The organism is Streptomyces roseoviridis (assembly GCF_039535235.1).
In the GTDB taxonomy this organism is placed as follows: domain Bacteria; phylum Actinomycetota; class Actinomycetes; order Streptomycetales; family Streptomycetaceae; genus Streptomyces; species Streptomyces roseoviridis.
This window is the reverse complement of record NZ_BAAAWU010000001.1, coordinates 3,251,812-3,275,524: the sequence shown is the minus strand read 5'-3', so window position 1 is coordinate 3,275,524 and position 23,713 is coordinate 3,251,812. Positions and strand designations below refer to the sequence as shown.

Here is a 23,713-nt window from a genome sequence, read left to right as displayed (position 1 = left end):
GGCCCGGCAGGCCCCTGCCGTCGCCGTGGCAGTCTGGAGGGCATGCGAACTGCTGTGTTGCGCGTGCTCGGGGCCACGGCCCTCGCCGTCCTCGCCGCCACCGCCCCCGCGACCGCGGTGGACGGCGGTGACGCCGACCGGGACTTCACCCTCCAGGACCCCCGCATCACCGAGTCCAGCGGCCTCGCCGCCAGCCGGGCGCACCCGGGGATCTACTGGACGCACAACGACCAGGACGCGCCACTGATCTACGGCGTCGACTCCCGCACCGGGAAGACCGTCGCCACCCTCACCCTGAAGGGGGTCGGCACCCCCCGCGACATGGAGGCGATCTCCGTCGGCCCCGACGGCTCCGTCTACGTCGGCGACATCGGCGACAACCTCGACGGCACCTGGGACCACGTCTGGATCTACCGCTTCCCCGAGCCGAAGGAACTCCGGGACCAGACCGTGCGGGCCACCCAGTACGACGTGCGGTACGCCGACGGGGCGCGCGACGCCGAGGCCCTGATGGTCCATCCGAAGACCGGGCGGGTCTACATCGCCAGCAAGCACAAGAACGGCGGCGGCCTCTACGAGGGCCCGGCGCGCCTGTCCGCCTCCCGCACCAACGTCTTCCGGCGGATCGCCGAGGTCCCGTGGGTCACCGACGGCGCCTTCTCGCCGGCCGGCGACCGGCTCGTCCTGCGCGGCTACCTCCTCGCCGAGGAGTACGCCTGGAAGGACGGCCGGCCCGCGGGCGAGGGCACGTCCGTCGGAGCGCCCTTCCAGGGACAGGCGGAATCGGCCACGTACACGCGGGACGGCTCGGCCTTCATGTTCGGCTCGGAGGGGAGCCGAAGCCGGGTGATCCGGGTCGACCGCCCCGGCGCCACCCCCGCCCCCGGCGGCACCGTCCCCGGTGACGGGCCGAAGACCCCCGGTGCCGGTTCCGGCGCGGGCGGCACGGGCGGCGGCGCGGGCGCCTCGGGCGGCGAGGGAGACGCGACCACCGGCTTCCTCGTCCTCGGTCTGGTCGCCGCCGCCGTCATCGGCGGGAAGCGTCTCCTGCGCCGCCGCGACTGACCCGGCGTGCACCGCGGCCGACCTGCGGTTTCCGTCTCCTCACAGCGCCCGCGTCGACCCGGCGCACCGCCGGGTCGAGACTGGAAGGGAGACCGAGAGGGCGGAGGAGTCATGACGGCATTCACGCGCGAGGACACCCCGGTCGCCATCGAGGGCGACGGCCTCGACTTCCGTATGCAGGAGGCCGGAGGTGACATGACGGTCGCCTTCATCCACCTCCCGAAGGGCACCGACATGGCGCCGGCCCTCAAGGGCCTGGAGGGCGACCTGTGCCAGTGCCCCCACTGGGGCTATCTCTTCAAGGGCCGGATCAGGATGCGGACGGCCACGGGCGAGGAGGTCTACGAGGCGGGGCAGGCGTACTACTGGGGGCCCGGACACGCTCCGGAGGCGCTGGAGGACTCCGATGTCGTCGAGTTCTCGCCGACGGCAGAGTTCAACGCGGTCATCGACCACGTGAAGGCGCAGGCGGGCTGAGGCCGCCGGGCCGGGCCGGAGACAGCCGGACGCCGGACCCCGGCACGCCGAAGGGCCCGGCGTCGGTCGTGTCCGACGCCGGGCCCTTCGGGAACGCTCCGTACGGTCAGAGCTTCTCGATCACGTAGTCGACGCAGGCCGTCAGCGCCCGCACGTCCGCCGGGTCGATCGCCGGGAACATCGCGATGCGCAGCTGGTTGCGGCCCAGCTTGCGGTACGGCTCGGTGTCCACGATCCCGTTGGCGCGCAGGACCTTGGCGACCGCGGTCGCGTCGATGTCGTCCGCGAAGTCGATGGTGCCGATGACCTGCGAGCGCTTCGCGGGGTCGGTGACGAACGGGCTCGCGTACTTGGACTCCTCGGCCCAGCCGTACAGCGCCTGCGAGGACTCCTTCGTCCGGGCCACGGCCCAGTCCAGACCGCCCTGGCCGTTGATCCACTTCAGCTGCTCGTTCAGCAGGAAGAGGGTCGCGAGCGCCGGGGTGTTGTACGTCTGGTTCTTGAGCGAGTTGTCGATCGCCGTCGGCAGGCTGAAGAACTCCGGGACGTGACGGCCGGACGCGTGGATCCGCTGCGCCCGCTCCAGGGCGGCCGGGGAGAACGCCGCCAGCCACAGGCCGCCGTCGGCGGCGAAGGACTTCTGCGGGGCGAAGTAGTAGACGTCCGTCTCGGTGATGTCGACCGGCAGACCGCCGGCGCCCGAGGTCGCGTCGACCAGGACGAGCGCGCCCTCGTCGGCGCCCGCGACCCGCTTCAGCGGGGCGGCGACACCGGTGGAGGTCTCGTTGTGCGTGTAGGCGTAGACGTCGACGCCCGCCTCGGCCACCGGCTCCGGGTGGGTGCCCGGGTCGGAGGAGATCACGGTCGGCTCGGCCAGCCACGGGGCCAGCTTCGCGGCCTTCGCGAACTTGGACGAGAACTCGCCGAAGGTGAGGTGCTGCGACTTGTTCTCGATCAGACCGTGGGTCGCGATGTCCCAGAAGGCGGTCGATCCGCCGTTGCCCAGGATCACCTCGTAGCCCTCGGGCAGCGAGAAGAGGTCACGGATGCCGGCACGCACCTCGCCGACCAGGTTCTTGACCGGAGCCTGGCGGTGGGACGTGCCGAGGAGGGAGGTGCCCGTGGCGGCCAGGGCGTCCAGCGCCTCCGTACGCACCTTGGAGGGGCCCGCGCCGAAACGGCCGTCGGCGGGCTTGATGTCAGCGGGAATCTGGATATCGGCCACGAGGCGGAGCGTATCGGTTCGGGAAGGCGCCGGGCGTGGGATGTCCGCCCGATGAGACGAGCACTGAGACATCCTGGGGTTGTGGGAACACACGAGGAACACGCCCCGGAGCTGGCCGCGGACCTGCGTTCCGCCGTCGCGGGAGACGTCGACTTCTCCGTCACGGCACGGGCCCTGACGTCGATGGACGCCTCCAACTACCGCCGCGTGCCGGTCGGTACGGTCGCGCCGCGCGACGCGGACGACGTGGCCGCGGCCCTGGAGGTGTGCCGGGCGCACGGCACCCCGGTCGTGGCGCGCGGCGGAGGGACGTCGATCGGCGGCCAGGCCACCGGCACGGGTGTCGTGCTGGACTTCACACGGCACATGGACGGACTGGTCCTGCTCGATCCGGAGGCGCGGACGGCGGTCGTCCAGCCGGGGCTGGTCCTGGACCGGCTGCGGGCGGCGGCCCGGCCGTACGGGCTGACCTTCGGGCCCGATCCGTCCACGCACGCCCGTTGCACGCTCGGCGGGATGATCGGCAACAACGCGTGCGGGGCGCACTCGGTGGCCTGGGGGACCACGGCGGACAACGTGCGCTCCCTGGACGTGGTGACCTACCGGGGCGCGAGGTTGACGGCGGGTCCGGACGGACGGGGCGCGCCGCCCGGCCTCCTCGACCTGGTGGACGGCCGGCTCGCCCTGCTGCGGACGGGCTACCCGGCCGGACTGCCGCGCCGGATCTCCGGCTACGCCCTGGACGCGCTGCTGCCCGAGCGCGGCAGGGACGTGGCCCGGTCCCTGTGCGGCAGCGAGGGCACGCTCGGGGTGGTGACGGAGGCCGAGGTGCGTCTGGTCCCGCTCCCCGTGGAACCGATCCTGGTGGTCCTCGGCTACGCCGACGAGAGCGCCGCGGCGGACGCGGCGGCCGGACTCCTGCCGTACGGGCCGCTCACCGTGGAGGGCATGGCCGCCGACCTGGTGCGGGGCGCCGAGGGGCTGCCCCGGGGCGCGGCCTGGCTGTTCTGCGAGGTGGACGGGGAGGCCGCGGCCTCGGCCCTGGTGCGGGCGGCGGACGCGGTCGACACCGCCGTGGTGCGCGACCCGGCGGGCCGGCGGGCGCTGTGGCGGATCCGGGAGGACGCGGCCGGGACGGCGACCCTGACGCCGGATCGCGGGGAGGCGTGGCCGGGCTGGGAGGACTGCGCGGTGCCACCCGCCCGGCTCGGCGCCTATCTGCGTGCATTCCGTTCCCTGCTGGCCGAATTCGGCCTCAAGGGCATCCCGTACGGCCACTTCGGCGACGGCTGCGTCCACGTGCGGATCGACTTCGACCTGTGGACGGACGAGGGGGTGGGGCACTTCCGCCGCTTCTCCGAGGCGGTCGCCGACCTCGTCGTCGCCCACGGCGGCTCCCTGTCCGGCGAACACGGCGACGGCAAGGCCCGGGCCGAACTGCTGCCCCGGATGTACGGGGAAGAGCTCGTCGCCCTCTTCGGCGAGGTCAAGGACCTGTGGGACCCGGACGGCGGCCTCAACCCCGGCATGCTCGTGCGGCCGGAGCCGCTGGACACCGGGCTGCGGTTCACCGGCCTTCCGGTCGTCGGACAGGAGCCCGGACGGCGGGGTGCGCCGGAGCGGGTGGCCGTCCTCGGCCGGGCCGCCGCCCGCTGCGTCGGCGTCGCCAAGTGCCGTGTCGAGGGCCCCGCTTCGGGACCGGGCGTGATGTGCCCCTCGTACCGGGCGACGGGGGAGGAGAAGCACTCGACCCGCGGACGCGCCCGGCTGCTCCACGAGATGGCCCTGGGCGAGACCGTCACCGGCGGCCTGCGCGCCGAGGAGGTCCACGAGGCGCTCGACCTGTGCCTGTCCTGCAAGGGCTGCCGCAGCGACTGCCCGGTGGGCGTCGACATGGCCGCGTACAAGGCGCAGTTCACGGACGGCTACTACGCGGGCCCGCTACGGGCGCTGAAGCGGCCCCGCTCGCACTGGACCATGGGCGGCCTGCCGCGCTGGCTCGACCTGTTCGGCCGGGGGCTGAACACGGCGATGCGCCTGCCGTACGCGGCGCGGCTCGCGGGCGTCACCCCGGAGCGGAGCATGCCGGGGGTGGCGGAGCGCTCCTTCGTGTCCTGGTTCGGCGAGCGGGCCTCGGACCGGCCGCCGGTCCTCACCCTGTGGCCCGACACCTTCACCGACCACCTGGCGCCCCAGGTGGGCCGCGCGGCGGTACGGGTCCTGGACGCGGCAGGGCTCGGAGTCGCCCTGCCGCCCGGCCGGGTCTGCTGCGGGCTCACCTATGTCTCGACGGGCCGGCTGGCGAGGGCCCGCCGGGTGATGCGCCGCACCCTCGACGTGATGGAACAGGCCGTCGCGGACGGCCGGCCGGCCGTGGTCCTGGAACCCTCCTGCGCGGCGGCCCTGCGCACCGACCTGCCCGAGCTGCTCCCGGACGACCCGCGCGCCGCCCGCCTCGCTGCCTCCGTCCGCACCTTCGCCGAGGCGCTGGCCGAACTCGCCCCCGACTGGTCCCCGCCCCGCCTCGACCGCCCGGCCACCGGCCAGACCCACTGCCACCAGCACGCCGTCCTGGGCGACACCGCGGACCGCCGCCTGCGCCGGAGGGCGGGCCTCGACGGGGAGCCGGTGGGCGGCTGCTGCGGCCTCGCGGGCAACTTCGGCTTCGAGCCCGGCCACTACGAGGTCTCCGTCGCCTGCGCCGAGGAACAGCTCCTGCCCGCCCTGCGCTCGGCACCCGCCGACGCCGTCGTCCTGGCCGACGGCTTCTCCTGCCGCACCCAGATCACCCACCTCGCCCCCGACCGCCACCCCCGCCACCTGGCGGAGGTCCTGGCGGAGGCGCTGGACGAGTGAGCCCCCCGGCCGGTCCCGCCCGCTCCCGGTTCATCAGGCGACTGCCTGCCCCGGGCGCGTGGCGAATCGACGCACTCGGCGCGTGGGCGTACGAGCACGGCGACGAGGTGCTCGCCGCGCAGGACGAACGGGCCGCGGCCTCCGGGCGCCTCCCTAGAGGCTGAGCGCGTCCTCGGCGTTGTCGACCCACGGCGTGACGGACTCCTTGTCCGGGGTGACGTGGAGGCCGGGGGTGGCGGCCTTGAGCGGCACCTGCTCCAGGTCGGACTCGGTGTTCATGGTCATCCGGATGTACGGGACGGTCGTGCTCTGCGCCGTGAGCGGGCCGCCCATGAGCCCGGCGTAGGCCGACTGGCCCGGCGCGAGCCGGAGGGCGTGTTCGACGGCGGGCGCCTTGCCGCGCTCCGTCGCCGCACCGTCGAGCTCGCCGAAGGTGACGACGGGGTGGCCGAGCACCCGGCACGGCTTGCCGGTCCTGTTGGTGATCTTCAGCAGATAGCTGCTGGTGGTGGGCTCGGCCAGGACCGCGCTGAACGTCACGTCGAAGGTGCTGCACGGGAAGACGTCGGCGTCGGGGTCGGGCGTCGGCTTCGCGGGCGGCGTGGCGGGCTTGGTCGGCGTGGTGGGCGTGGTGGGCGTGGCAGGTGTGGGCTTCGCGGGCGGTGCGGTGGGCGTGGGCTTCGTGGGCGGCGCGGTCGGGGTGGCCGGCTTCGCCGGCGGGGTGGTGGCGCCCCCGGCGGCACCGTCCTCGGAGGGCCCGCAGGCGGTCAGGGCCAGCGCGGACAGGGCGGCGAGGGCCGCGAGGGCGGCGGTTCTGCGCATGGTGCTCATGGTGGTGTTCCCCCCGATGACGAAGCGCGGGCGCGCTGTGATGGGGACCACTGTCCCGCCGCAGCTTCACGGCTTCGTGACGAGGGTTCGCCGAATTCACCACGGTTCGCGGGCGATCCGCCGGGCCAGGTCCACCAGCGCCCCCGTCGCCGGGTGCCGCGCGGTGTCCCGCCAGGCGAGGAGGACGGGCAGCGGCGGGGCGTCGGTGAGGGGCCGGTAGGTGACGCCGGGGTGCGGGTGGAGGGCGGCGGTGGAGGCGGCCGAGACGCCGATGCCACGGCCCGCGGCGATCGCGGTCAGCCAGTCGTCGGTGTTGGCGACGGTCAGGGTGGAGCGCGGGCGGGCGCCGGCCGGCCAGAGGTCGAGCGTGGTGGTGCCGGAGACCGGGTTGAGGATCGCGGTCTCGGCGGTCAGGTCGGCCAGGGCCAGCCCGGGACGCGCGGCGAGCGGGCTGTCGGCCGGCAGGGCGGCCACCCGCTCCTCGGTCAGCAGCTCCTCGGTGGCGAGACCGGGGATCTCCACCGGGCCCCGCAGCAGCGCCGCGTCGACCTCGCCGCGGAGCAGACCGGCCGTGCGGTCGTCGACGCGGAGCAGTTCCAGGGGCGTTTCGGGGTGGTCGCGCTGCCAGCGGCGCAGGAGGGGGGTGGTGTACGGGCCGAAGGCCGACCAGGCGTGTCCGAGGCGGAGGGGGCGGTGGCGCAGCCGGCCGGGGTCGACGGCGGTGTCGAAGGCGGCGACCGCGGCGGCGGCCCGTTCCCGAAAGGCGCGGCCCTCGGCGGTGAGCGCGAGGTGGTGGGTGGAGCGGTCGACGAGCCGGGCGCCGAGCTGTTTCTCCAGGGCGGCGAGGGTGCGGGAGACGGCGGGCTGGGTGAGGTGGAGGCGTGCGGCGGCGCGGGTGAGGTTGCCCTCCTCCGCGATGGTGAGGAAGCAGCGGAGGTGACGGAGCTCGATGCTCGGACGGCTCATGCGTCGGGAGCATAACCGCAGCGCAATCGGCATTTCACGGCGGCGCGCTCTGACTCGTAGCGTGAAGAGGGGGCGTCGGGGCATCCCGTCGGGGAGTGCATTACTCTGGACCCATTGGTTCAGTGTAGTGAACTCATGATCGTCGGTAAGGCCCGCAAGGGGAAGCAAGGCAAGGCAAGGAGCACGCCGGTGGACAGCCCGGTCAAGGACATACCCGCCGTGGCCTCGGCCACCGTTCCCGCCTCCTCGGCCCCCGAGGCGGGGGCGGGCCGCCGGGGCGGCCGGCTCGGACCGGTCGCCCTCGTCGTCGCCGGCGGGCTGTCCGTCCAGTTCGGCTCGGCCCTCGCGGTGCTGCTGATGCCCAGGGCCGGCGCCCTCGGCGTCGTCACCCTGCGGCTCGTGCTCGCCGCCGTCGTCCTGCTGGCCGTGTGCCGGCCGAGGATCAAGGGGTACGGCCGCGCGGACTGGGGCACCGTGCTCGCCTTCGGCGCCGCCATGTCCGGCATGAACATCCTCTTCTACCTCGCGGTCGACCGGATCCCGCTCGGCGCCGCCGTCACCCTGGAGGTGCTCGGCCCGCTCGCCCTGTCCGTGCTCGCCTCGCGCCGCCTGGTGAACCTCCTCTGGGCGGGCCTCGCCCTCGGAGGCGTCGTCCTGCTCGGCGGCGGACTCCACGGTGGCGGCTTCGACCGGCTCGACCCGGCCGGTGCGGGCTTCGCGCTCGCGGCGGGCGCCATGTGGGCCACGTACATCGTCTTCAGCGCCCGCACCGGCCGCCGCTTCCCGCAGGCCGACGGCCTGGCCCTCGCGATGGCCTTCGGCGCGGTGCTCAGCCTGCCGTTCGGCATCGTGGAGGCGGGTGACCGGCTGCTCGTCCCGTCGACGATCGGCCTCGGACTCGCTGTCGCCCTGATGTCCTCGGTGCTGCCGTACACCCTCGAACTCCTCGCGCTGCGCCGCCTGCCCGCGCCCACCTTCGCCATCCTCATGAGCCTGGAACCGGCCATCGCCGCCACCGCCGGCTTCCTCGTCCTGCACCAGGCGCTCGGCGTGACGGACGCCGTGGCGATCGCGCTGGTCATCGCGGCGAGCATGGGCGCGGTGCGGACCCAGATGTCCCGATCCCGCTGACGCCGGCGGACCCGGCGGCCCGGGGTGGCCCGGCCGCGCCACCCCGCCGGGCTCCCTGGCCGGATCCCGTCGATCTTTGGCCCGCGCCCGGTTTCCCGGTGCGCGGGCCGTCCGCAGGATGGGGGCATGGCCCTTGAGATGCGCGAACGCTGCGAACGCTGCGAGACGACCGCCCTGCCCGTCGACGCCCCCGCCCGGATCTGTACGTACGAGTGCACCTTCTGCGTGCCGTGCGCCGACGCGATGGCCGACGTCTGCCCCAACTGCGGCGGGGAGCTGGTCCCGAGGCCCCGCCGCAGCGCCTGACCGCACGCTCCCCGGGGTCAGTGCCGCCGGCGGATTCCGTTTCCGGCCCGCCTGCGGGCCCGGACGAACAGGACGCCACCGGCCGCGGCCAGGGCGGCCGCGGTGCCGGCCAGCGCGGGCAGCGGGCCGGAGCCCGTGTCCGCCAGATCACCTCCGGTGCCCCGGCCGGTGTGCGAGGACTGCGGGGCGGACGTGGTGGACGCCGGGGCCGTCGGCCGTGCGGTCGGGGTCGAGGTCGGCTTCGTCGTCGGGCCGTCCGTGGGCTTCGGCTTCCCGCCCGCGAGGTACGTGACGGCTATCTCGTCCTGGTTGTTCTCCCTCACCGAGTCCTTCGCCGTGTCGGCGTACAGACTCGCCGACACCTTGTACGTGGTGCCCGCCGCGGCCCTGTCGTACGTGAAGGTGAAGGGGAAGGTGACGCTCCTGCCCGGTGCGAGGGCGGTGTACTCCTCGCAGACGGCCGTGCCGGGGTCCCACCAACAGCGCTTGTCGGAGGTGCTCACGGGGTGGTCGTAGCCGACGTGCACGGCGATCACGACCGCCGGGGCCGGGCCCGGGCCGTTGTTGGTCACGACGAGCTCGGCGGTGCGGACCTCGCCGGTGCGCAGGGACGCCGAACCCGGCTTCCACGTCACGTCCAGGTCGGCACCGGGGGCGGTCCTGACGGTGGTGGTCGCGGTGTCGTTCGCCGGCTCGTCGTCGGTCGCGCCGACCGGGGTGACCGTGCCGGTGACGTTCAGGTCGGTGCCGACGGCCACGTCCTCGTCGACCCGCAGCGTCACGGGCAGGCCGAGGGAGCCCGACGGCATCGGCGGCTGGGCGGGGCAGGTGAACGACCGGCGGTCCGCGCCCGGGCGGCAGGCGATCGCGCTGTCGCTTTCCGCGTACGTGACGCCGGCCGGCAGCGTGACCGTCACGTTCAGCTGGTCCACCGAGCCCGACACGATCTTTCCTCCGACCCGCAGCTTGAAGAAGCCGCCCGGGGCGACGGAGGCGGGGGCGGCGACCAGCGAGGCCGCGAGGTCGACCGTCGCCGCGGCGTGATCCGCCGCCGGAGCCGCGGGAGCGGGCGTCGTCGTGGCCGGTGCCGTCGGTTCCGCCTGAACCGCGGCGACCGGAACGGTCAGGAGGAGCGCGGCGGTCGAGGTGACCGCGGCGGTTTTCCCTCGCATGGTGAGTCCTCAGCCGTACGTCGGGTGCTGCCGGCAAGCGGCGGGAACGAACAGTACGACGACCGGGCATGGCCAAGGGTTGTACGGCAGGTGACGCGCGAGGGGCCGTGACACGCCTGCGGGACCGGGCCGCCCCGCTCGGGGTCAGTGGTCCCCGCGGGTCCGGGCGCGGTCGTCAGGCCGGAGTCCGCCGTCGCCTCTGATGCGCATGCCGTGTTCGTGCCCGTCGTGGGATGGCCGTGGGGGACGGACAGTTGGACGCCCCGAGGCGGCCGACGGTTGTGCGCCGCCCCCTGTCCCGAGAGGAGGAGATCTAAAGCAAGCACGCTTGATTGTTTCTGGCCCGGCTGCCATGCTCCTCACGCACGTCCGTGACCCGCCCGTCCCCGAGGGGAGCGCTCCGTGTCCGACCCCGCCGGCGTTCTTGCCGACCTGCGTGCCGAGAGCGAGGACGTCGACGCCCTCGTACGGGAGGCGACCGACGACCAGTGGGCGGCGGCGACGCCCGCGCCGGGATGGACGGTCGCCCATCAGATCGCCCACCTCGCCTGGACCGACGCGGCCGCCCTGCTCGCCGCGACCGATCCCGGCGCCTTCGCCGCCGAGGTCGAGAAGGCCCTCGCCGCGCCGGACCGCTTCGTCGACGACGGGGCCGAGGAGGGCGCGGCACTGCCGCCCGGCGTGCTGCTCGCGCGCTGGCGGGACGGGCGGGAGCGGCTGCACCGGGTGCTCGCCGAGGCGCCGCCGGGTACGCGGTTGCCCTGGTACGGGCCCGCGATGAGCGCCGGGGCGCTCGCCACCGCCCGGCTCATGGAGACCTGGGCGCACGGACAGGACGTGGCCGACGCCCTCGGGGTGGTGCGGGCGCCCACGGCCCGGCTGCGGCACGTGGCCTGGATCGGCCTGCGGGCCCGCGACTACGCGTACCTGGTGCGCGGACTCACCCCGCCCGCCGCGCCCTTCCGTCTCGAACTCGCCGCGCCCGACGGGGTGTCCGGCGACCCCGTGTGGTCGTTCGGGCCCGACGACGCCCCGCAGGCGATCACCGGCCCGGCCCTCGACTTCTGCCTCCTGGTCACCCAGCGCGTGCACCGCGCCGACACCGCCCTCGTCGCGCACGGCCCCGACGCCGACGCGTGGCTGGACATCGCCCAGGCCTTCGCCGGCCCGGCGGGGCCGGGGCGCGCCCCGAAGGGAGCCGGGTCGTGATCCTGCGGATCGGAAACGCCTCCGGCTTCTACGGCGACCGATTCGACGCGGTCCGCGAGATGCTCACCGGCGGCGAGCTCGACGTCCTCACCGGCGACTACCTCGCCGAACTGACCATGCTCATCCTCGGCCGCGACCTCCTGAAGGACCCGTCCGCCGGATACGCGAAGACCTTCCTGCGCCAGATGGAGGAGGGCCTCGGCCTCGCCCACGAGCGCGGGGTGCGGATCGTGGCCAACGCCGGCGGGCTGAACCCGGCCGGTCTCGCCGACGCCCTGCGCGCCCTCGCCGGCCGGCTGGGCGTCCCGGCCCGGATCGCCCACGTCGAGGGCGACCGGCTGCCGCCGCGGCCGGACGTCCTGGCGGCCAACGCCTACCTGGGCGGCGGCGGCATCGCCGCCTGCCTCGCGGCCGGCGCGGATGTCGTCGTCACCGGGCGGGTCACCGACGCCGCGCTCGTCACCGGGCCCGCGCAGTGGTTCTTCGGCTGGGGGCCCGAGGCGTACGACGAACTGGCCGGCGCGGTCGTCGCCGGGCACGTCCTGGAGTGCGGCACCCAGGCCACCGGCGGCAACTACGCCTTCTTCACCGACCACGACCCGGCCGCCCTCCGCCGCCCCGGCTTCCCCCTCGCCGAACTGCACGCCGACGGCAGCGCCGTGATCACCAAGCACCCGGGCACGGGCGGCCTCGTCGACACCGGCACCGTCACCGCGCAGCTCCTCTACGAGACCGCCGGCGCCCGCTACGCCGGGCCCGACGTCACCGCCCGCCTCGACACCGTCCAGCTCACGCAGGAGGGCCCCGACCGGGTCCGGATCGACGGCGTGCGGGGCGAGGCGCCGCCGCCGGCGCTCAAGGCCGGGCTCTGCCGGCTCGGCGGCTTCCGCAACGAGGTCGTCTTCGTGCTCACCGGCCTCGACATCGAGGCCAAAGCGGCCCTGGTGCAGGACCAGATCACCGACGCGCTCGCCAAGGCGGCCCCGCGCGAGGTGCGTTGGGAGCTGGTGCGCACCGACCGGGAGGACGCCGCCACCGAGGAGACGGCCAGCGCCCTGCTCCGGCTGGTCGTGCGCGACCCCGACCCCGAGAAGGCCGGCCGCACCCTGACCGGGGCCGCGATCGAACTCGCCCTCGCGAGCTACCCGGGCTTCCACGTCACCGCCCCGCCCGGCAAGGGCACCCCCTACGGGGTCTTCGAGAGCGCGTACGTGCCCGTCGGCGAGGTCCCGCACACGGCCGTGCTCCCGGACGGGACCCGCCTGCCCGTCCCCGTACCGCCGAGGACCCGGCCCCTGGAACCGGTGCCCGGCCCCGGCCTTCCGCCGCCGCTCCCGCCCGGGCCCGTGCGGCGCGTGCCGCTCGGCCGGATCGCCGGGGCCCGCAGCGGCGACAAGGGCGGCGACGCCAACGTCGGCGTGTGGGTCCGCACGGAGGAGGAGTGGCGCTGGCTCGTGCACGCCCTCACCGCCGACCGCTTCCGGGAACTGCTTCCCGAGACGAAGCGGCTCCCGGTCGAGCGGCACGTGCTGCCCGGGCTCAGGGCGCTGAACTTCACCGTCACCGGACTGCTCGGCGAGGGCGTCGCCTCCCGGGCCCGCTTCGACCCCCAGGCCAAGGCCCTCGGGGAATGGCTGCGCTCCCGCCACCTCGACGTACCGGAGGTACTGCTGTGACCGTCCTCGCCTCCGCCCTCGACACCGGCGGACCCGACTACGCGGCCGCCCGCGAGGCGATGCTGGAGAAGCTGGCGGCGCTCGACGCCGAACACGCCAAGGCGCTCGCCGGCGGCGGCGAGAAGTACACCGAGCGGCACCGGGGGCGCGGCAAGCTGCTCGCCCGCGAGCGGATCGAGCTGCTCGTCGATCCGGACTCGCCGTTCCTCGAACTGTCCCCGCTCGCCGCCTGGGGCAGCGACCACCCGGTCGGCGCCTCGCTGGTCACCGGCATCGGGGTGATCGAGGGCGTCGAGTGCCTGATCACCGCCAACGACCCCACCGTGCGCGGCGGCGCCTCCAACCCCTGGACCCTGAAGAAGGCGCTGCGCGCCAACGAGATCGCGTACGCCAACCGGCTGCCGGTCGTCTCGCTCGTCGAGTCCGGCGGAGCGGACCTCTCCTCCCAGAAGGAGATCTTCATCCCGGGCGGGGCGCTGTTCCGCGACCTCACCCGCCTGTCGGCCGCCGGCATTCCCACGATCGCGGTCGTCTTCGGCAACTCGACGGCCGGCGGCGCCTACGTGCCCGGCATGTCCGACCACACCGTGATGATCAAAGAGCGGTCGAAGGTCTTCCTGGGCGGGCCGCCGCTGGTGAAGATGGCCACGGGGGAGGAGAGCGACGACGAGTCGCTCGGCGGCGCCGAGATGCACGCGCGGACCAGCGGCCTCGCCGACCACTACGCCGTCGACGAGGCCGACGCCCTGCGCCAGGCCCGGCGGATCGTGGCCCGCCTCAACCACCGCAAGGCCCACCCCGATCCCGAGCCGTTCGCGGTCGCACCGCCGAAGTACGACGAGGAGGAGCTCCTCGGCATCGTCCCCGGCGACCTCAAGACCCCCTTCGACCCGCGCGAGGTCATCGCCCGGATCGTCGACGGCTCCGACTTCGACGAGTTCAAGCCGCTGTACGGGTCCTCGCTCACGACGGGCTGGGCGCGCCTGCACGGCTACCCGGTCGGCATCCTCGCCAACGCCCGGGGCGTGCTCTTCTCCGCCGAGTCGCAGAAGGCCGCCCAGTTCATCCAGCTCGCCAACCAGCGGGACATCCCGCTGGTCTTCCTGCACAACACCACCGGCTACATGGTCGGCAGGGAGTACGAGCAGGGCGGCATCATCAAGCACGGCGCCATGATGATCAACGCGGTGTCGAACTCGCGCGTGCCCCACCTGTCGGTCCTCATGGGGGCGAGCTACGGCGCCGGGCACTACGGCATGTGCGGCCGGGCCTACGACCCGCGGTTCCTCTTCGCCTGGCCGAGCGCGAAGTCCGCCGTCATGGGCCCGCAGCAGCTCGCCGGCGTCCTGTCGATCGTCGCCCGCGCCTCGGCGGCGGCCAAGGGGCAGCCGTACGACGAGGAGGCCGACGCCGGTCTGCGCGCCATGGTGGAGGCACAGATCGAGGCGGAGTCGCTGCCCATGTTCCTCTCCGGGCGGCTGTACGACGACGGGGTCATCGACCCGCGCGACACGCGCACCGTCCTCGGGCTGTGCCTGTCCGCGATCCACACGGCACCGGTCGAGGGCGCGCGCGGCGGCTTCGGCGTCTTCAGGATGTGAGGCACTGATGACCGATCGACCGATCTCCACCGTCCTGGTCGCGAACCGGGGCGAGATCGCCTGCCGGGTCTTCCGCACCTGCCGGGACCTCGGCATCGCGACCGTGGCGGTGTACTCCGACCCGGACGCCGGCGCCCTGCACGTACGGGAGGCCGACGCGGCCGTACGGCTGCCCGGGGCGGCGCCCGCGGACACCTATCTGCGCGGCGATCTGGTGGTGGCGGCCGCCCTCGCGGCCGGTGCCGACGCCGTCCACCCCGGCTACGGATTCCTCTCCGAGAACGCGGAGTTCGCGCAGGCGGTGATCGACGCCGGCCTGGTGTGGATCGGGCCGCCGCCCGGGGCGATCGAGGCCATGGCGTCCAAGACCCGGGCCAAGGAACTCATGGGCGTCCGGCCCCTGGCCGACGTCACCGAGGCCGACCTGCCGGTCCTGGTGAAGGCGGCGGCCGGCGGAGGCGGCCGCGGCATGCGCGTCGTGCGCGAACTCTCAGCGCTGTCGGGGGAGTTGGCCGCGGCGTCGGCCGAGGCGGCGAGCGCCTTCGGGGACGGCGAGGTGTTCGTCGAGCCGTACGTGGAGAACGGCCGCCACGTCGAGGTGCAGGTCCTCGCCGACACCCACGGCACCGTGTGGACCCTCGGCACCCGCGACTGCTCCCTCCAGCGCCGCCACCAGAAGGTCATCGAGGAGGCCCCGGCACCCGGCCTGCCCGCCGCGCTCGTCGAGGAGCTGTACGAGCGCTCGGCGACGGCCGCGAAGGCGGTCGGCTACGTCGGTGCGGGCACGGTCGAGTTCCTCGTCGCCGACGGCCGGGCGCACTTCCTGGAGATGAACACCCGCCTCCAGGTCGAGCACCCGGTCACCGAGCAGGTCCACGGCGTCGACCTGGTCGCCCTCCAGATCCAGGTCGCCGAGGGCGCCGCCCTCGACCCCGAGCCCCCGCGGGCGCACGGCCACGCCGTCGAGGCCCGGCTCTACGCGGAGGACCCGGCCGCCGACTGGGCCCCGCAGACCGGAGTGCTGCACGCCCTGGAGTTCCCGGCCGGGCCCGGTGTGCGGGTCGACACCGGCTACGCCTGCGGCGACTCCGTCTCCGTGCACTACGACGCCATGCTCGCCAAGGTCGTCGTCACCGCGCCCACCCGCGCCGCCGCCGTGCGCAAGCTGGCCCAGGTCCTCGACCGCGCCCGGATCCACGGGCCGGTCACCAACCGGGACCTGCTCGTCGCCTCCCTGCGGCACCCCGGCTTCCAGGACCCCGCCCTGCTCGGCACCGGCTTCTACGAGCGCCACCTCGACGAGCTGACCCGCCCCCGGGACGGCGGGGCGCACGCCGCCGTCGCCGCCGCGCTCGCCGCAGCCGCCGCCCGCCGGGGCCGCTTCGGCGGCGGCTGGCGCAACGTCCGCTCCCAGGACGAGACGCGGACCTACGGCCCCCACGAGGTGCGCTACCGGCCCCTGCGCGGCGGCGGCCACGAGGTGACGTCCCCGCCGGGCGTCCGCGTCCTGGCGGCCGCCCCCGACCGCGTACGCCTCGAAGTCGACCGAGTGGCGCGGGACTACGACGTGACCGCGTACCCCGACGGCACCGTCCACGTCGGCCCGCACCGGCTCGCCGTCCGCCCCCGCTTCACCGACCCCCGCGAGCAGACCGCCCCCGGCTCCCTGCTCGCCCCCATGCCCGGCACCGTCGTCCGCGTCGCCGACGGCCTCGCCGTCGGCGACCGGGTCACGGCCGGACAGCCCCTGCTCTGGCTGGAGGCCATGAAGATGGAACACCGGGTCGCCGCGCCCGCCTCCGGCACGCTCACCGCGCTCCACGCCGCCCCCGGCCGCCAGGTCGAGGTCGGTGCCCTGCTCGCCGTCGTACAGCCCGGGGAACGGGCCGACGTACCGACCGAAGCCCAGGAGGAAGCCCCCGCATGAGCACCATCGTGGAATCCCCGGAGCACACCGCCCTCCGCGCCGCCGTCTCCGCCCTCGGCCGGCGCCACGGGCCGGGCTTCGACCGGGCCGCGCTGTGGGCCGAGGCCGGCAAGCTCGGCTACCTCGGCGTGAACCTGCCCGAGGAGTACGGCGGCGGGGGCGGCGGCATGGCCGAGCTGTCCATCGTCCTGGAGGAGGCGGGCGCGGCCGGGGCGCCGCTGCTGATGATGGTCGTCTCGCCCGCGATCTGCGGCACGGTCATCGCCCGCTTCGGCACCGACGCGCAGAAGGCCGCCTGGCTGCCCGGACTCGCCGACGGCACCCGGACCATGGCCTTCGGCATCACCGAGCCCGACGCCGGCTCCAACTCCCACCGCATCACCACCACCGCCACCCGCACCGAGGACGGCTGGGTGCTGAACGGCCGCAAGGTCTTCGTCTCCGGCGTCGACATCGCCGACGCCACCCTGATCGTCGGCCGCACCTCCGACGCCCGCACCGGCACCCTCAAGCCCTGCCTCTTCGTCGTCCCGCGCGACACGCCCGGCTTCGGCCGCCGGCCCATCGAGATGGAACTCGACGCGCACGAGAAGCAGTTCGAACTCACCCTGGACGACGTCCACCTGCCGGCCGACGCACTCGTCGGCGACGAGGACGGCGGCCTGCTCCAGCTCTTCGCGGGCCTCAACCCGGAGCGCATCATGACGGCCGCCTTCGCGATCGGCATGGGCCGCTACGCGCTGGCACAGGCCGTCACGTACGCCAAGGAGCGCCAGGTCTGGAAGACTCCCATCGGCGCCCACCAGGCCATCGCCCACCCGCTCGCCCGGGCCCACATCGAACTCGAACTGGCCCGCCTGATGATGCAGAAGGCCGCCGCGCTGTACGACGCGGGCGACGACGCCGGGGCGGGTGAGGCCGCCAACATGGCGAAGTACGCGGCGGCCGAGGCGTGCGTGAGGGCCGTCGACACCTCCGTCCACACCCTCGGCGGCAACGGCCTCACCCGCGAGTTCGGCCTCGCCCGCCTGATCACGGCGGCCCGGGTGGCCCGGATCGCCCCGGTCAGCCGGGAGATGATCCTGAACTACGTGTCCACCCAGACCCTGGGGCTGCCCAAGTCGTACTGACGCCCGCCGCGCTCCGCTCGCCCACGTGTCCCCCCACACCCGGGGGGGCCGCCCAGGTCGTACTCGGCCCGCCCGCGCTCGCCGGCGGCCTTCTCGGGCAGGGCCGCGACCTCGTCGGTCCACTGCCGGACCCTCGCCGCGAAGCGCACGGGGCCGACCTCGTGACGGGCAGCGTCAGCCCGTCGTCCACGGGCGGAGCTTCTCGGGGTTGAGCACGGCCCAGATGCGGCGGATCCGGTCGTCGGCGATGTCGAAGGCGTAGACCGACACCACGGCCCCGTCCAGCTGCGCCGCCAGGCCGGGCTGGCCGTTGACCGTGCACTCGCGGAGCGTCAGCCGGCCCGGGAGGACCCGTTCCGCGAAGAAGCGGGCGATGCTCTCGGCGCCCTCGATCGGGTGGAGCGTGGCCGTGACGAGCCCGCCGCCGTCCCCGACGGCCGTCGCGTCCGGATCGAGCAGGCCCACCAGGGCGCCGATGTCCCCTGCCTCCCACGCCTGCCGGAACTCCCTTACCACTCGCGCCCGTTGCGCCGTCGGGGAGGCGGGGGGCCGTTGGGCGTCGATGCGGCGGCGGGCGGAGGACGCCAGCTGGCGGCAGGCGGCCGGGGTGCGGCCGACGATGTCGGCCACTTCCGCGAAGGGGTAGCGGAAGACGTCGTGCAGGACGAACGCGACGCGTTCGGCCGGCGTCATCGACTCCAGCACGACGAGGAAGGCCATGCTCACCGACTCGTCGAGGGTGACCCGGTCCGCGGGATCGGCATTGCTGCCGTCGGCCGCGCCGGAGGACCACTCGGCGCCCCCCGGCAGCGGCTCGGGCACCCATGCGCCGACGTAACGCTCCCGTCGCGCACGCGCCGAGCGCAGCACGTCGAGGCAGATCCGCCCGGCGACCTTCGTCAGCCAGGCGCCGGGGGACACCACCGCCTCCCGTTCCCGTGGGGACATCGCGTACCAGCGGGCGTACGTCTCCTGGACGACGTCCTCGGCCTCGGCCAGCGAGCCCAGCATCCGGTAGCCGAGGCTGATCAGCCGGCGCCGCTCGGCGGCGACGGCGTCCGGACCCGGCTCGGCCACGTCCGGACCCGGCTCGGCCACGTCCGGACCCGGCTCGGCCACGTCCGGACCCGGCTCGGCCGCGTCCGGACCCGGCCGGTGCGCGCCGGACCCCGGCGCGGGCGGGATGGTCGTCATGGTCTCGCGGCTCCCTCGGTCGGTACTCCCTCACCTCTCTGACGGATCGGCGCCCCGGAACGTGAGGCGGCGCCCCGGAACGTGAGGCGGCGCACATGAGACGGCGCCCCGCCTCACATCCCCCGGGGCCGTGTCGTCGTACCGGCAGGGAACACCCCACCGAAGGAGCATGCGATGACCACCCACGAATCCGAGATCCGCGCACTGCTGGCGAGCCGCGCCGAGGCCCAGCAGAAGAAGGACATCGACCGGCTCATGTCCTTCTACGCCCCCGACGCCGTCTACTACGACGTCGTCCCCCCGCTGCGCTTCACCGGAACCGACGAGATCCGCCGCAACTTCCTGCGCTGGTTCGACGGATACGTCGGCCCCATCGGCCTGGAGACGCACGACCTCACCCTCGCGGCGGGCCGGGACACCGCGTTCGCGCACATGCTCCATCTGGACTCCGGGGAGCGCAAGGGCGGCCTCCAGGCGTCGATCTGGGTCCGGGAGAGCGTCTGCCTGCGCCGGACGGAGGACGGCACCGGGGCCGGATCCTGGGCCATCACGCACGAGCACGTCTCGATCCCGCTCGACCCGACGACCATGGGCGTCTGGCTCCCGTCCGACAAGGACCAGCCCGCCCCCGCCTGGCCCTGATCCCGCCCGCCGACGGCCTCACCCGATGCGGACCACCCGGGCCCAGTCCGGCGGGCCCTTCGGGGTGTAGTCCGGGTTCTCCTCGTTCACCGGCCGCGCCGGGCCCGGGCGGGAGAACAGCCCGACGACGGTGCGGCACGGCGGGCGGACCGGCCAGGGCGTCTGGCCGTCGGTGAGGACGACGATCACGTCCGGGCGGGGCGGCACGCGCAGGGCGGTCGCGAAACCGGTGCGCAGGTCCGTGCCGCCCCCGCCGAGCAGGGGAATGCCCTCCACCCGGCACAGCGAATGGACCACGCCGGCCGACGCGTCGCAGGGCAGCACCCGCACGAGGTCGCGGCCGCCGCCGACGGCACGGGAGATCGCGGCGACCTCCAGGAGGGCACTGCCGAGCTCGGCGTCGCTGACCGAGCCCGAGGTGTCGATGATCACCGACACCCTGGGCGGTCGCCGGCGCAGACTCGGCAGCACGGTGCCGGGCAGCGCCACCTGGCGGCGCGACGGGCGCCCGAAGCTGTGGTCCTGGGCCGCGCCCGCCCCCGAGGCGGCCGAACGCAGCGCCGCACCGAGCAACTGCCGCCACGGCTGGGGCGGGTGGAACGCCTCCTCGGCCCAGCGCCGCCAGCCGCGCGGCGTGCTGCCCGGGGCGCCGGTGATGCCCTGGGCGACCCGGAACCGGACCGCGTCCTGCTCCTGCTCGCTCAGCCCGTGCGCGCCGTCCGGGCCCAGGTCCCAGTCCCGTTCCAGGCCGTCGGCGCCGCTGCCGCAGTCCAGCCACGCCGCCGCGTCCGGCAGCCACGACCCCAGCCGGAACTGCCGCAGGTAGTCCTCCATCAGGTCGCCCGCCGGCAGCCCCAGCGTCTTCGGCAGGACCACGCCCCCGGGCTGTACGAGGCCGTCGCCGTACACGTCGTCGTTGATCTCGCAGTCCGCGGCGATGTTGATCCGCAGCCGCTCGCCCGCCCTGGTGAGCCCGCGCTCGCGGACCACCCGGTCCCCGCGGCCGTGGTGGTTCCGCAGCAGGTGGGACACCTCGTGCACCCACACGCCGGCCAGCTCCTCGACGGGGGTGCGGGCCACGAAGCCGGGCGAGACGTAGCACCGCCAGTGCCGGTCGACCGCCATCGTCGGCACCCGTCGCGACTCCACGACGTGCAGGGCGAACAGGGCGGTGGCCAGATACGGCCGTACGCGTACGGCGTGGAGGCGCGCGGCGAACAGCTTCTCCCGGTCCAGTCCCGTCACCGTGCCCGTCCCCCCGCCCGTCGCCGCGTCCGCCGAGTCGCCCACCGCGGCGCTCGTGCGACCGCTCATCGGGTCGCTCACCGGCCCGCCCCGGTCCCGGCGCCGCCCGCAGCCGTCGCCCGCGCCACCGAGCGGTCCGTCCGCCGGGACAGCGACACGGCGCCGGCCAGCCGCTCGATCGCGGCCGGGACGTCCCACTCCTCCTGCCGCAGGGCGGCCAGGGTGGTGGCCGGCACGACCACCAGGTCCGGCGCCCCGGTCTCCAGCGCGCGGACGAGCAGTGTCCAGGCGGCGTCCCAACGCGCCCGGTCCGGGCGGGACTTCACCGCCTCCACGACTCCTTCGAGGGCGGCCTGGCGGCGGTCGCCCCGCTCGGGCAGCTCCGCGTTGCGGGGATCGGCGAGCAGCAGCTCCGGGTCGGGCAGGTCCATCCGGTCGAGGCAGGCGAGGAGTTCGAGCCCGGGACCGTCGCCCACCGTGCCCCGGACGAGCAGCGCGAGCACGTCCCGCGAGGAACCGGCGGCGGTGGCGAAGGCGATCAGCGACAGGGCCATGTCCCAGCTGCGGGGCGACGGCCAGGCACCGCCCCGCAGGCTCTCGTTGCCCGGCAGCCGGTGCACGAGCGCGGGCCGGGCCGTGAGGAGCCCGCACACCGCACGGCGGGCCACGTCCACGGCTTCCGGCAGTTTGTCCGGGTCGAGCCGCGGCAGTGTGGCCCGGGGCCAGGTGCCGCCGAGGCCGCGGACCACCACCTCGTGGTCGTGGGTCCACGGGAGGTGCACGAACCGGTTGGCCAGCGGCGCGCTGAGGTCCCAGCCGTCCGCGGCGGAGGCGCGCGGGTTGGCCGCGGACACGATCCGTACTTCGGGCGGCAGCCGCAGCGACCCGATCCGCCGTTCCAGCACGAGACGGAGCAGCGCGGCCTGGACGGCGGGGCCGGCGGTGGACAGCTCGTCCAGGAACAGCAGCCCGCGGCCGGCCCGTACGAGACGTACGGCCCAGTCCGGCGGGGCCAGCGGCACGCCCTGTTCCGCCGGGTCGTCGCCGAGGACGGGCAGGCCGGAGAAGTCCGACGGCTCGTGCACGCTGGCGATCACCGTGGTCAGCGGCAGGTCGAGGGACTCGGCGAGCTGGGTCAGGGCGGCGGTCTTGCCGATGCCCGGCTCGCCCCACAGCAGGACCGGCAGATCCGCGGCCACGGCCAGGGTCAGGGCTTCGAGCTGCGGGTTCGTCCGGGGTTCGGTGGTGGTGTCACGGAGCAGGGCGAGGAGGTCGGCGGCGACGTCGAGACGGCGCGCGGAGGGGGTGGGGCAGGGGGCGGCGGCCGAAGGCGCGGCGGCTGACGGGGCCGGGGCGGACGGGGCGGGAGCAGCGTGCGGGGCAAGGGGCATGAGGGTCACCTGGGGTGTGAGGAGGGAAGAGGAGCGTGAGGAGGCGCCGGCGCGGTCAGTGGCCGGGGCGGTGGGGATGGGCGTAGGCGTGCCGCGGGCGGGGCCGGTGGTCCTTGTGGCGGGTGGGCCCGGGCGCCGCGCGCGGCGGCTCGGCCAGTCCCGCCCGGTACAGCCCGTACGCGATCCGCCGCTCCGCCGCCGCCTGCAGGGCGTCCCGCAGGGCGCCGCCGCGCAGCACCGCGCCGGGCCCGAGCAGACCCTCGACGACGGCCAGGGCCCCGGCGGTGTCGCCGTGGACCAGGCGCTCGCGGACGCCGTCGAGGCACTCGGGGTGCCGGTGCGCCTCGTCGATGGCCCGCAGGCACGGCAGCGGAGGCCCGGACAGGGCGGCCAGGAGTTCCTCCCGCCGGACCTCGGCGGGTCCGTGGTCCAGCGGGGACAGGACGCCGTCGACCAGGCCGATCCGGTGCAGGGACCCACGGCACTCGACGACCCGGGGCCGCCCCGGATCGTGGGGTGCCGGGGCCGGGGCCGGCTCGTCACCCGGTACGAGGGCGTCCGCGACCAGCGGATGCAGCCGGCCGGGCTCGATCGCGTCGGCCCGGAGCAGTTCCAGGTCGGGCGGGATCCAGGTCGCCGCGTCCGGCAACAGGGGCAGAGCGGCGCCGCCCCGGAGCGGTGTGGTGATCCGCAGGCAGGTGCTGTCGCCGGTGCCACGGCCGTCGCCGTCGCGGCCCGGCGGTCCGAGTTCGAGCACGAGGCGCCGGCCTGCGGCCCGTACGGCCACGGCCCCGTGGGACCGGCCCTCGGCCCGGAGCAGGATCCCGGCCTCGGCCGCCCACCGCCCGACGGCGGGGCGCAGCCCGGCGGGCGCGCTGGAGTCGCCGAGGGGCCCGGCCGGTTCCGCCGGGCCGGGCAGCCCGGCGGAGGGTCCGCTCGGCCCCTCGGGACCGGCCTCCGGATCGGACCAGGTGGGGTCGGGGCCGGCGGCCGGTGGGAGGATCGCGCCCGATCTGGTGCGCAGTTCACCGGTCCGGCGCGCGTCCCACAGGTGCCGGTGCAGGTCGAAGCGGAAGCGGCGGCTGGGCCGTGGGTGCGGATGCGGACCCGTCGGCCGGAACGCGGGCGTGCCGTCCCACAGGGCCAGGCTGAGCCGCTGTCCGCCGTCCGCCCAGGCCGGTGCCGTGCGCACCACCAGGTGCACCGCGCCGTACCGGGCGAGGGGGACGGTGAGGCCGGGCCGCAGGAGCCCGTCCGGGGCGATCCGCGGCAGGTGCCAGCGCAGCAGGTCGGGCGCCAGGTGCCGCAGGTCGGAGCGCACCCGGGCGGCGAGTTCCGTGCCCCGGGTCCGGGCCAGTGAGGCGAGGTCGAGGTCGACGTCGAAGCCGGCGGCGGCACACGCGCCGGCCCAGTCACCGGCGAGGCGCCGGGTGGTCGCGGTCTCGATCATGGCGGCCGGCACGGCGAACGCGCGCACCCGCGGCCAGAAGGAGAAGCGGGCATGGGAGGGGCGGGAGGGGGAACGGGATACACCGTTCGCGACGGAGGTCTGAGTGGCCATCAGCACTCACCTTGCGCGGACGGGACCCCCCATCTGGTGAGAGAAAGAGTCGTCATCGCGGCGATCGTAGCCCTCGCCGGCGCACCGTCGCCCGGTAATTTCGCAAAC

General features: G+C 75.0%; 19 protein-coding genes. 11 read left to right on the top strand and 8 right to left on the bottom strand.

Going from position 1 to position 23,713, the window contains the following annotated elements:
* The first annotated feature begins 42 nt into the window (after positions 1–42).
* Together ABD954_RS14735 and ABD954_RS14730 are read left to right on the top strand one after the other, a co-directional pair.
* On the top strand, positions 43–1,065 hold the full coding sequence (locus ABD954_RS14735; protein ID WP_345486488.1) for a WD40 repeat domain-containing protein: 1,023 nt from the start codon (positions 43–45) through the stop codon (positions 1,063–1,065).
* Positions 1,066–1,176: 111 nt separating this feature from the next.
* Positions 1,177–1,542: a cupin domain-containing protein gene (locus tag ABD954_RS14730; protein ID WP_345486487.1), complete on the top strand. Its 366-nt coding sequence runs from the start codon at positions 1,177–1,179 to the stop codon at positions 1,540–1,542.
* Between the two features lie 106 nt (positions 1,543–1,648).
* On the opposite strand, the gene serC is transcribed toward ABD954_RS14730, so the two are convergent.
* Complete coding sequence (gene serC, locus ABD954_RS14725) at positions 1,649–2,767, bottom strand: phosphoserine transaminase (RefSeq protein ID WP_345486486.1); 1,119 nt, start codon at positions 2,765–2,767, stop codon at positions 1,649–1,651.
* Positions 2,768–2,818: 51 nt separating this feature from the next.
* On the opposite strand from serC, the gene ABD954_RS14720 reads away from it, so the two are divergent.
* A complete protein-coding gene (locus ABD954_RS14720; protein ID WP_345486485.1) occupies positions 2,819–5,623 on the top strand; it encodes an FAD-binding and (Fe-S)-binding domain-containing protein in 2,805 nt (934 codons plus the stop codon).
* A 153-nt stretch (positions 5,624–5,776) separates the two neighbouring features.
* Here ABD954_RS14720 and ABD954_RS14715 read toward each other — a convergent pair whose 3' ends face one another.
* Entirely contained in the window at positions 5,777–6,445 is a 669-nt protein-coding gene (locus ABD954_RS14715) for a DUF4232 domain-containing protein (protein WP_345486484.1), read from the bottom strand.
* A gap of 105 nt (positions 6,446–6,550) precedes the next feature.
* Entirely contained in the window at positions 6,551–7,453 is a 903-nt protein-coding gene (locus tag ABD954_RS14710) for a LysR family transcriptional regulator (RefSeq protein WP_345486483.1), read from the bottom strand.
* Between the two features lie 156 nt (positions 7,454–7,609).
* On the opposite strand from ABD954_RS14710, the gene ABD954_RS14705 reads away from it, so the two are divergent.
* The gene (locus tag ABD954_RS14705) at positions 7,610–8,551 is read left to right on the top strand and encodes an EamA family transporter (RefSeq protein ID WP_382745612.1); all 942 of its coding nucleotides are present in this window, start codon (positions 7,610–7,612) and stop codon (positions 8,549–8,551) included.
* A 126-nt stretch (positions 8,552–8,677) separates the two neighbouring features.
* Positions 8,678–8,857, top strand: coding sequence for a DUF1272 domain-containing protein (locus ABD954_RS14700; RefSeq protein ID WP_345486482.1), 180 nt, complete (start codon positions 8,678–8,680; stop codon positions 8,855–8,857).
* 17 nt (positions 8,858–8,874) lie between these two features.
* On the opposite strand, the gene ABD954_RS14695 is transcribed toward ABD954_RS14700, so the two are convergent.
* Complete coding sequence (locus tag ABD954_RS14695; protein WP_345486481.1) at positions 8,875–10,029, bottom strand: COG1361 family protein; 1,155 nt, start codon at positions 10,027–10,029, stop codon at positions 8,875–8,877.
* Positions 10,030–10,431: 402 nt separating this feature from the next.
* Here ABD954_RS14695 and ABD954_RS14690 point away from each other — a divergent pair, with 402 nt between their 5' ends.
* Genes ABD954_RS14690 through ABD954_RS14670 form a run of 5 tightly spaced genes read left to right on the top strand, consistent with a single transcriptional unit; the run spans position 10,432 to position 17,572 of the window.
* Positions 10,432–11,238, top strand: coding sequence for a TIGR03084 family metal-binding protein (locus ABD954_RS14690; protein ID WP_345486480.1), 807 nt, complete (start codon positions 10,432–10,434; stop codon positions 11,236–11,238).
* A complete protein-coding gene (locus tag ABD954_RS14685; RefSeq protein WP_345486479.1) occupies positions 11,235–12,914 on the top strand; it encodes an acyclic terpene utilization AtuA family protein in 1,680 nt (559 codons plus the stop codon). Before ABD954_RS14690 ends, ABD954_RS14685 begins: the two co-directional genes overlap by 4 nt.
* Complete coding sequence (locus ABD954_RS14680; RefSeq protein ID WP_345486478.1) at positions 12,911–14,515, top strand: acyl-CoA carboxylase subunit beta; 1,605 nt, start codon at positions 12,911–12,913, stop codon at positions 14,513–14,515. Before ABD954_RS14685 ends, ABD954_RS14680 begins: the two co-directional genes overlap by 4 nt.
* Before the next feature lie 7 nt (positions 14,516–14,522).
* On the top strand, positions 14,523–16,442 hold the full coding sequence (locus tag ABD954_RS14675; RefSeq protein ID WP_345486477.1) for an acetyl/propionyl/methylcrotonyl-CoA carboxylase subunit alpha: 1,920 nt from the start codon (positions 14,523–14,525) through the stop codon (positions 16,440–16,442).
* Entirely contained in the window at positions 16,439–17,572 is a 1,134-nt protein-coding gene (locus ABD954_RS14670) for an acyl-CoA dehydrogenase family protein (protein WP_345486476.1), read from the top strand. The genes ABD954_RS14675 and ABD954_RS14670 overlap by 4 nt, the downstream gene beginning before the upstream one ends.
* Positions 17,573–17,746: 174 nt before the next feature.
* On the opposite strand, the gene sigJ is transcribed toward ABD954_RS14670, so the two are convergent.
* Positions 17,747–18,766, bottom strand: coding sequence for an RNA polymerase sigma factor SigJ (gene sigJ / locus ABD954_RS14665; RefSeq protein ID WP_345486475.1), 1,020 nt, complete (start codon positions 18,764–18,766; stop codon positions 17,747–17,749).
* A 174-nt stretch (positions 18,767–18,940) separates the two neighbouring features.
* On the opposite strand from sigJ, the gene ABD954_RS14660 reads away from it, so the two are divergent.
* On the top strand, positions 18,941–19,408 hold the full coding sequence (locus tag ABD954_RS14660) for a YybH family protein (RefSeq protein WP_345486474.1): 468 nt from the start codon (positions 18,941–18,943) through the stop codon (positions 19,406–19,408).
* A gap of 18 nt (positions 19,409–19,426) precedes the next feature.
* Here ABD954_RS14660 and ABD954_RS14655 read toward each other — a convergent pair whose 3' ends face one another.
* From ABD954_RS14655 to ABD954_RS14645, 3 genes are read right to left on the bottom strand one after another with little or no spacing between them, the layout of a single operon-like run.
* Positions 19,427–20,722: a vWA domain-containing protein gene (locus ABD954_RS14655; protein ID WP_345486473.1), complete on the bottom strand. Its 1,296-nt coding sequence runs from the start codon at positions 20,720–20,722 to the stop codon at positions 19,427–19,429.
* 8 nt (positions 20,723–20,730) lie between these two features.
* The gene (locus ABD954_RS14650) at positions 20,731–22,044 is read right to left on the bottom strand and encodes an AAA family ATPase (RefSeq protein WP_345486472.1); all 1,314 of its coding nucleotides are present in this window, start codon (positions 22,042–22,044) and stop codon (positions 20,731–20,733) included.
* Positions 22,045–22,099: 55 nt separating this feature from the next.
* On the bottom strand, positions 22,100–23,605 hold the full coding sequence (locus ABD954_RS14645; RefSeq protein ID WP_345486471.1) for a hypothetical protein: 1,506 nt from the start codon (positions 23,603–23,605) through the stop codon (positions 22,100–22,102).
* Positions 23,606–23,713 lie beyond the last annotated feature (108 nt).